This window comes from Jiangella ureilytica (assembly GCF_004348545.1).
GTDB classification, from domain to species: Bacteria; Actinomycetota; Actinomycetes; order Jiangellales; family Jiangellaceae; genus Jiangella; species Jiangella ureilytica.
The window spans coordinates 1-10,888 of the sequence record NZ_SMKL01000119.1; the positions used below are offsets into that span (position 1 = coordinate 1).

General features: G+C 71.5%; 11 protein-coding genes. 10 read left to right on the forward strand and 1 reads right to left on the reverse strand.

The annotated features are described in order from the left end of the window. Positions 1 to 82: 82 nt before the first annotated feature. Positions 83 to 232, reverse strand: coding sequence for a hypothetical protein (locus E1212_RS29760; RefSeq protein WP_162605663.1), 150 nt, complete (start codon positions 230 to 232; stop codon positions 83 to 85). A 325-nt stretch (positions 233 to 557) separates the two neighbouring features. Between E1212_RS29760 and E1212_RS28175 the strand changes: the two genes are divergently transcribed. The 10 genes from E1212_RS28175 to E1212_RS28220 all read left to right on the forward strand — a co-directional run bounded on the left by E1212_RS28175 (position 558) and on the right by E1212_RS28220 (position 10,527). Further along, complete coding sequence (locus E1212_RS28175) at positions 558 to 1,883, forward strand: ABC transporter substrate-binding protein (protein WP_131988714.1); 1,326 nt, start codon at positions 558 to 560, stop codon at positions 1,881 to 1,883. Between the two features lie 90 nt (positions 1,884 to 1,973). Beyond that, positions 1,974 to 2,957 carry a carbohydrate ABC transporter permease gene (locus E1212_RS28180; RefSeq protein ID WP_131988716.1) on the forward strand — a complete coding sequence of 328 codons (984 nt, stop codon included), beginning with the start codon at positions 1,974 to 1,976 and terminating at the stop codon, positions 2,955 to 2,957. Further along, a complete protein-coding gene (locus E1212_RS28185; protein WP_131988718.1) occupies positions 2,954 to 3,790 on the forward strand; it encodes a carbohydrate ABC transporter permease in 837 nt (278 codons plus the stop codon). Before E1212_RS28180 ends, E1212_RS28185 begins: the two co-directional genes overlap by 4 nt. 9 nt (positions 3,791 to 3,799) lie before the next feature. Then, positions 3,800 to 4,903 carry a mandelate racemase/muconate lactonizing enzyme family protein gene (locus tag E1212_RS28190; RefSeq protein ID WP_131988720.1) on the forward strand — a complete coding sequence of 368 codons (1,104 nt, stop codon included), beginning with the start codon at positions 3,800 to 3,802 and terminating at the stop codon, positions 4,901 to 4,903. Then, positions 4,900 to 6,162, forward strand: coding sequence for a Gfo/Idh/MocA family protein (locus E1212_RS28195; protein WP_131988721.1), 1,263 nt, complete (start codon positions 4,900 to 4,902; stop codon positions 6,160 to 6,162). Before E1212_RS28190 ends, E1212_RS28195 begins: the two co-directional genes overlap by 4 nt. Next, on the forward strand, positions 6,159 to 6,680 hold the full coding sequence (locus E1212_RS28200; protein ID WP_131988723.1) for a VOC family protein: 522 nt from the start codon (positions 6,159 to 6,161) through the stop codon (positions 6,678 to 6,680). The genes E1212_RS28195 and E1212_RS28200 overlap by 4 nt, the downstream gene beginning before the upstream one ends. Further along, entirely contained in the window at positions 6,677 to 7,801 is a 1,125-nt protein-coding gene (locus E1212_RS28205; RefSeq protein ID WP_131988725.1) for a mandelate racemase/muconate lactonizing enzyme family protein, read from the forward strand. The genes E1212_RS28200 and E1212_RS28205 overlap by 4 nt, the downstream gene beginning before the upstream one ends. A gap of 4 nt (positions 7,802 to 7,805) precedes the next feature. Further along, positions 7,806 to 8,666: an amidohydrolase family protein gene (locus tag E1212_RS28210; protein ID WP_162605664.1), complete on the forward strand. Its 861-nt coding sequence runs from the start codon at positions 7,806 to 7,808 to the stop codon at positions 8,664 to 8,666. Next, positions 8,663 to 9,760 carry a hydroxyacid dehydrogenase gene (locus E1212_RS28215; RefSeq protein WP_131988729.1) on the forward strand — a complete coding sequence of 366 codons (1,098 nt, stop codon included), beginning with the start codon at positions 8,663 to 8,665 and terminating at the stop codon, positions 9,758 to 9,760. Before E1212_RS28210 ends, E1212_RS28215 begins: the two co-directional genes overlap by 4 nt. Beyond that, positions 9,757 to 10,527, forward strand: coding sequence for an SDR family NAD(P)-dependent oxidoreductase (locus tag E1212_RS28220; RefSeq protein WP_131988731.1), 771 nt, complete (start codon positions 9,757 to 9,759; stop codon positions 10,525 to 10,527). Before E1212_RS28215 ends, E1212_RS28220 begins: the two co-directional genes overlap by 4 nt. The last annotated feature ends 361 nt before the right edge of the window (positions 10,528 to 10,888 follow it).

Genomic DNA, 10,888 nt, shown 5'->3' on the forward strand with positions numbered 1-10,888 from the left:
GCCCCGCCCCGGCCCGTTGATCTTGGAGTAACCGCGCGGTTCCGGCCCGGTATGCCCGATTGATTCCGCCGTCACTCCAAGATCAACCCAAGGGTCGGGGTTCGCGGGCGGCGAGGATCCAGGCGAGATGGTCCCGCTGCCCGGGATCGGCAACGGCGAACGCCCGTGCGAGCAGCCGGTCGCCGTGGCCGACGCCGCGCCGCAGCAGCGCACGCCCGACGGCCTCGGTCACCGGCGAACGCCCGTGCGTCGGGGCGCAACGCTTGGAGCACGGCCGCGACCTGGGGGAGATCCGCCGCGGCCGCGGGCCGGCGCTCCGCCTCGGCTCGGGCCCGCCAGCCGGGCGACGACGCGGCCTCGAGCTGAGGGGCGAGCTCATCGCCGCCGATGTCCACGCACCCCAGCGCCCACCATCGTCGGTATTCCGGTAGGCGGAAACCGAGGACCGCGTCGCGACACATGAGGGATTGAAACGTCTTGACAGACCGACGGCGGCGCTAGATTATCGATAATCAATCGGCCCGCAGGACGCTTTCAACGGAGAAGGGATCCGGCAGATGGTGAACGTCCGTCAACACCCCGGCAGACATGGGCTGGCTGCCCTCCTGCCGATCTGGTTGGTCGGCTCCCTGGCGTTGGCCGCGTGTGGCGGCAGCGACGGCGGGGGCGACGGCGACTCCGCCTCGGGCGCCTGCGAGGGCGTGCCGCTCAAGGTCGCGGTCCGGTCCCAGTTCGCGCCGAACATGGAGAAGGTGCTCGCCGCGTACGAGGAGGAGTCCGGCAGCGACACCGAGCTGCAGACGCTGCCCGACGACAACGCCCAGTACCAGCAGAGCATCGTGGCCCAGCGCATGGGCGACGAGATGCCCGACGTGCTCGAGAACATCGACACGCTGGTCAACGCCATGGCGGAGTCGCGGGTGACCGCCGACCTCACGTCGTTCCTGTCCGACGGCGACCTGCAGGAGGACTCGTTCCTGCCGCAGTTCCTCGACGCCTACCGGCCCATCGACCTGCCCGACGAGATCCACGGAATGCCGGTCGCCGCCGACGCGTACGTGCTGTTCTACAACAAGGACCTGTTCGCGCAGTACGGCGTCGACCTTCCGGCCGAGGACTGGACGTGGGACGACTTCTACGCCGCCGCCAAGGAGATCACCACGGCGGGCAACGGCGAGGTGTTCGGCTTCGTGGGGGCCAACCTCCCGCAGCCGACGTTCAACCCCGTCATCCAGAGCTACGGCGGGTTCGTCTACGACAAGGACTCCAACACGACGGGCATCGGCGAGCCGGAGGCCATCGAGGCGTGGACGTTCCTGCTCCAGCCGTACCAGGACGGCACCTACGCGCCGTTCGAGATCGGCTCGAGCCCGTCGCCGCCGGACTTCGCCAGCGGCCGAGTCGCCATGGCGTTCAGCACCCGCAAGAACGTGCCGAACTTCCGCAACCAGCTCGACGCCGACTGGGACGTCGCCCCGGTGCCGCTGCTCAACGGCGAGCACCCGATCGGCGGCGGCAGCTACGGCCTGTCGATGTCGGACCGGTCGGAGTGCAAGGACAACGCCTGGGACTTCCTGACGTGGTTCTACACCGAGGACGGCGGCATGAAGATCATGCAGGAGAACTACGCCACGGTGCCGCCGACGCTCGAGGGCGTCGAGTCCGGCAGCTGGCGCGAGCTCCCCGGCCCGCCGGCCAACGTGCAGGTGTTCGCCGACGCCGTGTCGGAGGCCAAGATGGCGCCGCAACTGCCTCGGGCCGCCGGCCCGGAGCTGGCCGCCGCGCTCCTGGCAGCCCAGCAGAAGGTCCTGCTCGAGGGCGCGTCCGTCGAGGACGCGTTCGGCGAGGCCGCCGCGGATGTGAACGACGCGCTCGAGGAGTGACCGCGATGAATCCGCCCGCCGACCAGCGGTGGCCGAACCGCGCCCGCATGGAATCCGCGCAGCCATACCCGCGACGACGAGGGTGACCGGATGAGAACGAAGTCCGCGGAGGCGACGACCGGACGCGAGGGGCGGGCCGCCGACACCGGCGGCCCGCGCCCGCGCTCGGAGGCCCCCCGCCGCGGGCCGGCCAGGCGCCGGTTCGTCAGCCGCGACGGGACCGCAGCCGCCGTCATGATCGCCCCGAACGCGATCATGTACATGCTGTTCGTCATCGTCCCGGCGCTGGCCGGGGTCGCGCTGAGCTTCTACGAGTGGAACCTCTTCGACGACCCGGTCTTCGTCGGCCTCGACAACTACCGCGAGGTCCTGACCGACGACGACGCCTGGGCCGCGATGGTCAACACCATCGAGTTCATGGTGCTCGGCGTGCTGCCGACGGTGCTCGTCGGCTTCGTGCTGGCGGTGCTGGTGAACACCCGGATGCGCGGCGTCGGGACCGTCCGGGTGCTCTACTTCGTGCCGCTGGTGGTGTCGACGGCGGTCGCGTCGGTGCTGTGGTCGTGGCTCTACCAGCCGCAGTCGGGCATCTTCAACTACCTGCTCGGCCTCGTCGGCATCGACGGGCCGGCCTGGCTGGCCAACACCAGCTGGGCGCTGCCCGCGCTGACGTTGATGATCATATGGATGAGCCTGCCGCTGGTGATCATCCTCTACCTGGCGGCGCTGCAGCGGATCCCGGACGAGATCATGGAGGCGGCCAAGATCGACGGCGCCGGCGTGTGGCGGCGGGTCTGGCAGATCATCTGGCCGAACGTCTCGGCCATGACGCTGCTGGTGCTCGCGCTGCAGGTGCTGAACTTCCTGTCCGCCCCGTTCGAGACCGCGCTGATCATGACCCAGGGCGGGCCGATCGACTCGACCACCGCGCTGTCGCTGTACATCTACCGGGTCGCCTTCGAGCAGGGCGAGATCGGCGCCGGCAGCGCGCTGTCGATGATCCAGTTCCTGCTGATCGTGCTGCTGGCCGGCGGCCTGCGGCTGATCCACCGAGTGCGGGTGAGGCGCGCATGAAGCCATCGACCGCGGTCACCGTCACCCGGTACACCGCGATCCTCGTCATCGGCCTGGCCATGGGGCTGCCGCTGTTCTACCTGTTCTCGTCGTCGCTGATGACGCCGCAGGACGTCAGCGCCTACCCGCCGCACCTGGTGCCGCCGGAGTTCCGCTGGGCCAACTTCTCCGACGCCTACGACTTCCTGGGCGGCCGGACCATCGCGAACTCGTTCATCTACAGCTTCGGCATCGTCATCCTGCAGCTGTGCATCGCGCTGCCGGCCGGGTTCGCCCTGGCGAAGGTGCGCTTCCGCGGGTCGCGGGCGCTGCTGGTGTTCTTCGCGATCCCGATGTTCCTGCCGAACAACGTCGTGCTGGTGCCGCTCTACGTCGTCACCAACGAGCTCGGCCTCATCGGCAGCTACGCCGGCCTGATCCTGCCGATCGTCGGCCGGACGGCGTTCGCGACGCTGCTGTTCCGGCAGTTCTTCCTGACCCTGCCCGACGGCCTCATAGACGCGGCCAAGCTCGACCGGGCCGGCTGGTTGCGCATCGTGCGGCACGTGGCCGTCCCGCTGTCCGGACCCGCCGTCGCCGCCTACGCGTCCATCACGTTCCTCAACAGCTGGAACGACTTCATCTGGCCGCTGGTGGCCGCTCCCGGCGACGACTACCGGGTCATGACGGTGGCGCTGGCCCCGCTGGCCTACCAGGAGGGGCTGTCGAACGTCCCGCCGAACGTGGGCATGGCGGCCGCCGTCATCAGCGTCATCCCCGTGCTGCTGGTCTTCGTCTTCACGCAACGCTGGTACATCCAGGGCGTGGTGGGAACCGGCACCGACAACACCTAGGGAGTTTCCTTGACGATCACCGGCGTCCGCGTCGCCGCCTACGAGGCCCCGTACGACACACCGATCACCAACGGCCTGTACACCTACACGTCCACGGAGATCGTGACGTGCGAGGTGCGCACCGACTCCGGGCTGGTCGGCATCGGCTGGTGTCACGGCGGCGGCATCGTCTTCCACGCGATGACGGCGATCGCCCGGCGGGTCGTCGGGCACGACGAGACCGACACCGAGAAGCTCTGGCGGGTCATGTACCAGCCGAAGCTGTTCGGCCGGAAGGGCCTCACCACCCGGGCCATCAGCGCCATCGACATCGCGTTGTGGGACGCGCTGGGCAAGCGGGCGGACCTGCCGCTGTACAAGCTGCTCGGCGGGTTCCGCGACACCGTCCCCGCCTACATGGCCGGCGGCTACTACCGCGAGGGCGAGGGGCTGGCCGAGCTGCAGGCCGAGATGGCGCGGCAGGTGGCCGGCGGAGCCCGCGCGATCAAGATGAAGATCGGCGCGCTGCCGGTCGACGAGGACGTCGTGCGCATCGACGCCGCGCTCGAAGCGGCAGGGCCGGGCGTGCGGGTCCTCGTCGACGCCAACAACGCCTACGACCGCATCGACGCGCAGCGGATGATCCGCAGGCTCGAGGAGCGCGACATCTTCTGGTTCGAGGAGCCGCTGAGCCCCGACGACCTGCAGGGCGCCGCCGCCCTGGCCCGCGGCAGCGACCTCCCGGTGGCGCTGGGCGAGAACGAGTACACCCGCTTCGGCTTCAAGGACGTGCTCGACGCCGGGGCCGCGGACGTGCTCAACGCCGACGCGCAGATCCTCGGCGGCATCACCGAGTGGCGCAAGTGCGCGACGCTCGCCGAGACCCATCACATCCCCGTCGCGCCGCACGGCGACCAGGAGATCCACGTGCACCTGGTCGCATCGCAGCCGAACGGGCTCATCGTGGAGTACTACGACAACGCGCTGAACACGCTGAAGGAGGTCATGTTCGACCAGCGGCTCGAGCTGGACGCCGAGGGCCGGCTGTCGCCCCCGGACCGGCCGGGCCTCGGCTTCGACGTGAACTTCACCGCGATGAAGGGCTTCCTGCGGGCCGAGGAGGAGCTGCGATGACGGACCGGGTCCCGCTCTGCCTGGTCGGGTGCGGGGGCATGGGCAGCCGGCACATTCTCGGCATGGCCGCGCTGCAGCGCACCGGGCTGTCGACCATCGACCTCGTCGCCGTGTGCGACCTGGACGAGACCGCCGCCCGGCGCGCCGCCGCCGAGGCCGAGGAGCTGCTCGGCCGCCGGCCCGCCGTGCACCTGTCCGTCGACGACGCCGTCGCCGATCCGGACATAGCGGCGTTCGACGTGGTCACCGAGGCGAGCAGCCACCTCGCCGTCACGCTGCCGGCACTGCGGGCCGGCAAGCACGTGCTGAGCGAGAAGCCGCTGGGCATCACCGTCCGGTCCTGCCTGGCCATGGTCGAGGCGGCCGCGGCATCGGGCGCCGTGCTGGCGACGGCGGAGAACTACCGCCGCGACCCACCGAACCGGCTGGTGCGGGCCGTCCTCGACGCGGGGCTCCTGGGCGAGGTGTTCCTGGCGCAGGAGACCCGGCTGGGCGGCAGCGACCTCATCATCACGACGCCGTGGCGGCACCTCAAGGACCGCGGGGCCATCGGCCTGGACATGGGCGTGCACCTGACGGACGTGTTCCAGTACTACTTCGGGCCCATCGCGAGCGTCTACGGCGACGGCTTCATCGCCGAGCCCGTACGGCGCCGCCGGCCGTCGCCGTCGCGCGACCTGCCCGCCTACCGCGCCGCCTGGGAGAAGCTGCCCGAGCAGGTCACCCCGACCGGCGAGGACTCCGTCGTCGCGCTGTACCGCATGGAGTCCGGCGTCCGCGTGCAGCTGTCGTACGTGAACTCGGGGCTCGGCAAGCGCTATCTCGCGCGCAGCATCCACGGCCGGCTCGGCTCGCTGGAGATCTCGAAGGACCGCAGCGGCCGCGGCCCGGTGCTGCACCGCGACGGCGGCACGCTGACCGGTAAGGAGATCCTGGCCGAGTTGCCGGACTTCGCCCTCGACGACGTGACGGCGGCACTCTTCGGCGCCGACGGAGTCGAGTACGACCTGCCGGGCGGCGAGGCCGACGCCGGGGGCCTCGCGATCGAGCTGCACGACTTCGGCCGGGCCGCTTCCACCGGCGCCCCGCCCGAGGTCGACGGCGTCGGCGGCACCACCGCCGTGGCCGGGCTGCTGGGCGCCTACGAGAGCGGTCTGCTGGGGCGTGCGGTGACCATGACGGAGCTGCTGGACGGCACGGTGTCGGCATACCAGGACCCGATCGACGAGCACCTCGGCCTGCTGGGGGTGTCGCGATGATCCCCGCGACCATCGCCGGTCCCGTGAAGCAGGTGGCGCTCGTGGTCCGCGACCTCGACGCGTCGGTGCGGGTCTGGACCGAGCAGCTGGGCGTCGGCCCGTGGACGGCGTACGAGCTGGGCCCGGGCGTGCTGCAGGACATGACCTACCTCGGCGAGCCGGCCGAGTTCAGCATCCGGCACGCGCTGGCCTGGACCGACACCGTGCAGTTCGAGCTCGTGCAACCCCTGGGCGGGCCGAGCATCTGGGCCGACCACCTGGCCGAGCACGGCGAGGGCCTGCACCACCTCGGCGTGTACGTCGACGACCACGCCGCCGCCGTCGAGAAGGTCCTCGCCGCCGGCTACCGGCCGCTGCAGAGCGCCCGCGGCTTCGGCGCCACCGGCGACGGCGCGTTCGCCTACTTCGCCACCGACCACCCGCTGGCCGCCGTCCTGGAGCTGATCGAGGCGCCGTCCGTGCGCCGCGAGCCGGCCTTCGTCTACCCGCCCCCGACCACAGAAAAGAGCACCGAGTGAAGATCGAGGACATCGAGACGTTCACCGCGCACGACTGGCTGTTCGTCCGCGTCCGCACCGACACAGGCCTGACCGGCGTCGGCGAGTCCACGTTCTTCATGTGGCCGGAGTCGGTCGAGGTCATCGTCAAGTCGTTCGCCGAGCGGCTGCGCGGCGAGGACCCGATGCGCGTGGAGCACCACTGGCTCGACCTCTACCGCGGCCGGTCCATGCGCGGCATGGAGGTCACCAGCGCGCTCAGCGCCATCGACCAGGCGCTCTGGGACATCCGCGGCAAGCACCTGCAGGCGCCGGTGTGGGAGCTGTTGGGCGGCCGGGTCCGCGACCGGGTCCGGGCCATGCTGGTGCTGCGCTACGGCACGATCGACGAGGTCAACGCGGCCGCTGCGGCCGGCGTCGCCGAGGGGTACACCGCGCTCAAGGTGCTGCTGTTCCAGCCCGAGCACCACGCCATGCCGCACGCGGCCCGCATCGCCGACCTCGTCGAGCGTGCGCACGCCGTCCGCGACACCGTCGGGCCCCAGGTCGACCTCGGCTTCGAGCTGCACCGCAACATGTCCCCCGGCGAGGCGATCGCGCTGATCCGCGAGCTCGAGGACACCCGGCCGCTGTTCGTCGAGGACCCGGTGCCGCCGGACAGCGTGCTCTCGTTCGGCGAGGTGTCGGCGAAGTCGCGGGTGCCCATGGCAGCCGGCGAGCGCAACACCACCATCTGGGAGTTCCGCGAGTACATCGAGGCCGCGGGCGTCCACCACGTGCGTCCCGACATCGGCATCGCCGGCGGGTTCACCCACCTGCGCAAGATCTGCGCGCTGGCCGAGGCACACCACATCGGCGTCATCCCGCACGCCGTCCCGTCCGGGCCGGTGGCGACGGCGGCGCACGTGCAGCTGGGCGCGGCGACGCCGAACTACGAGGTGCAGGAGCACCGCGACCAGACGGTGGCGCCGTGGTCGGCGGTCGTGAACCAGGTGGCGCAGATCGCCGACGGCTACTTCGTGGTCCCCGAGGTGCCGGGTCTCGGCATCGAGCTCGACGACGCCGGCCTGGCCGCGACGCCGGTGTTCCCGCGCAAGCCGAAGACGCCGCGGCGCCCCGATGGCTCCGTCGCCTACCGCTGAGCGCATGGACGTCCCCGTCGTCGACGCCCACGCGCACGTCTGGCCGCGCTGGCCGTACCAGCCGCCGGTGCCCGACGACGCCACGCGCGGCAGCGTCGAGCACCTGCTGTTCGAGATGGACCAGAACGGCGTCGGCCGCACGCTGATCGTCGCGGCCGGCATCGACCGGAACCCGGACAACAACGAGTACGTCGCCGCGGCGGTGCGCGCGCACCCGGACCGTCTGGTGCACGCCGCCGACGTCGACTGCCGCTGGACGCCGGACTACCACCGGCCCGGCGCGGCGGACCGGCTGCGTGCGGCGGTCTCGCGGTACGGCGTGCGCGTCGTGACGCACTACCTGGCCAAGGAGAACGACGGCTGGCTGGTCGCTGACGAGGGCCGGGCCTTCTTCCGGACGGCGGCGTCGCTCGGCCTGGTGCTGAGCGTCGCCGCGCCGCCGCCCTGGCACGAGGACCTGCGGGTCGTGGCGCGCGAGAACCCGGCGCTGCCGATCGTGGTGCACCACCTGGCCAACGTCAACAGCTGGCCGGGCGGGGTCGACGAAGGGCTGCGGCTGGTGCTGCCCGGGCGCGACCTGCCGAACCTGTTCGTCAAGGTGTCCGGCTGGTACTACGGGTCCGACGAGCCGTGGGAGTACCCGCACGCGGCCCGGCTCGGCGTCGCCCGGGCCTTCCACGACGAGTGGGGACCGCACCGGCTGGTGTGGGCGTCGGATCACCCCGTGCACCGGCGCGCGCTGACCTACCGGCAGACACTGGAGATCGTGCGGCGGAACTGCACGTTCATCGACCCCGCCGACCTGCCGGGCGTGCTCGGCGGCAACCTGGCGGCGCTGCTGCCGGCGAGGAGCTCTGTGGCATGACCGAGACGCTGTTCTCCGACGGCGGCGCGGGTGCGTTGCGGGTCGGGATCGCCTGCAACCGGCGCACTCGCGACCTCACGGTGACGCCGTCGTCGCTGGAGAGGCTCCGCGGGATCGCCGACGTCGTCTGGGCCGACTTCGAGGACGACTCCGAGGGCTACACCGACCCGCCGCCGCACGACGCCGAGGCGGAGAAGCGGCTGGCGCAGTTCGCGGCCGGCCTCGACGGCCTCGTCATCTCGAAGGGCTGCCCGAAGGTGACGCCGGCGGTGCTCGACGCGGCGCCGGGGCTGAAGCTGGTCGGCGACCTCCAGGGCGACCGGTTCGGCCGGCGCATCGACGTCGCCGCCGCCCGGTCCCGGGGCGTGCGGGCGATCGACACCACGCACGGCTCGTCCGACCCGGTCGCCGAGTGGGCGCTGGGGCTCATGCTCAACGGGCTGCGCAACGCCGGCTCGCTGTTCCGGCGGATGATCGCGGGCGAGGTGCTGTTCACCGACCGCATGGAACTGCGCTCGGACCCCGCCTACCTGCACGGCGAGCTCACCGGCAAGACCGTCGGACTGGTGGCGTTCGGGCACATCGGCCGGCGCCTGGTCGAGCTGCTGGCGCCGTTCCGGGTCAACGTGCTGGTGCACGACCCGTACGCGCCACGCGTGCTGGCCGACGTCTACGACCTCACGATGACCAGCCTGGAACGGCTGTTCGCCGACTCCGACGTCGTGGTCGTGCTGGCGCCGCTGACGTCGCAGACCCGCGGGATGATCGGCGCGGCGGAGCTGGGGGCGCTGAAGCCGGGCGCGGTGTTCGTCAACGTGTCGCGGGGGCCGGTCGTCGACTCCGCGGCACTGTTGGACCGGCTGCGCCGCGGCGATGTCATCGGCTGCCTCGACGTGTTCGACCCGGAGCCGATTCCGGTCGGCTCGGAGCTGCGGACGCTGCCGAACGTCTTCCTCACCCCGCACATCGCCGGCGTGACGGCCGAGTGCGGGCCGCGTTTCTTCGACCTCATGGTCGACGAGCTGCTGCGCTGCTTCGCCGGCCACGAGACCCGGCACGACCTCGTGCCGCGCGAGGACCTGGGGTCCTCGTGACCACGGGCCGGTTCGCCGGCCGCACCGTCGTCGTCACCGGAGCCGGGACGGGGCTCGGCGCGGCCATCGCGATCCGGGCCGCGGCCGAGGGCGCCCGGGTGGGCGTGCACCACCGGCGGTCGTCGGCGGGTGCGTCGCAGACCGTGGACCGCATCGTCGCCGCCGGCGGCGAGGCCGTGCTGCTGAAGGCGGACATCTCCCGCTGGGACGAGGTGACGGCGCTGGCCGCGGCAGCGTGGTCCGCGCTGGGCCGGGTGGACGTCCTGGTCAACAACGCGGGGACGCCGATCTCGGAGCAGCGCTCGTGGACCGAGCTGACGCCGTCGTCGCTGGACCGCGTCATCGACACCGACCTCAAGGGCACGCTGATCTGCGTGCACGAGTTCGGCCGGCGCATGCTCGACGACGGCGGCGGCGCCATCGTCAACGTCGGGTCGGCGGTCGTGGTGCGCGGCAGCGCCCGGGCGCCGCAGTACGCGGCAGCGAAGGCGGGGCTGCTCGGCGTCACCAAGTCCTACGCGCACGCCCTGGCGCCGTCGGTCCGGGTCAACCTGTTCGCGCCCGGCTTCGTCGCGACGCCGTCGACGCTCTCGCGCCCGGAGTGGGCCGAGCGCGAGCCGCGTCTGCTCTCGTCGACGCCGCTGGAACGCGTCGCGACGGCGGAGGAGATGGCCGGCCTGGCGCTCTTCCTCGCCTCCGACGACGCCGCCCACCTCACCGGGAGCTTCCTCGCCGCCGACGGCGGGATGAGCATGCTCGGTACCTGACCCCGGAACGATCACGTTCACCACCCGGTCCCCTGCCACACCAGGCCTGCGGCCCTGGTGATGCGCGGGAACGCCTCGTGACGGGTGCCAGCCGGAGGAGGCAACCGCTTTCCGGCGCGTTCGGCCGGCCATCACCAGGATCGCTCGTGCTCCACGAGGGCTGCAGGCCTCGTGGAGTAGGCGATCAGGTGGTGAACGTGATCTCTCTGTCAGGGTTCTGCTACCGGGCGCTGTTCGACGGGGCGGGGCCTGGCGTGGTCGCCGGGTGACTCCAACGTGATCTGCCCGCTGTGTGTGGCTTCGGTAATGACGTGTCCATGGTGATCACGGGTGAGAGCCCGGCCGGGAGTGACTTGATAGA

Bases quoted from the DNA above. Each gene is read 5' to 3' on its own strand.
- E1212_RS28185 (WP_131988718.1), top strand. From the start codon at position 2,954: ATGAAGCCATCGACCGCGGTCACCGTCACCCGGTACACCGCGATCCTC.
- E1212_RS28195 (WP_131988721.1), top strand. From the start codon at position 4,900: ATGACGGACCGGGTCCCGCTCTGCCTGGTCGGGTGCGGGGGCATGGGC.
- E1212_RS28180 (WP_131988716.1), top strand. From the start codon at position 1,974: ATGAGAACGAAGTCCGCGGAGGCGACGACCGGACGCGAGGGGCGGGCC.
- E1212_RS28175 (WP_131988714.1), top strand. From the start codon at position 558: ATGGTGAACGTCCGTCAACACCCCGGCAGACATGGGCTGGCTGCCCTC.
- E1212_RS28210 (WP_162605664.1), top strand. From the start codon at position 7,806: ATGGACGTCCCCGTCGTCGACGCCCACGCGCACGTCTGGCCGCGCTGG.
- E1212_RS28215 (WP_131988729.1), top strand. From the start codon at position 8,663: ATGACCGAGACGCTGTTCTCCGACGGCGGCGCGGGTGCGTTGCGGGTC.
- E1212_RS28200 (WP_131988723.1), top strand. From the start codon at position 6,159: ATGATCCCCGCGACCATCGCCGGTCCCGTGAAGCAGGTGGCGCTCGTG.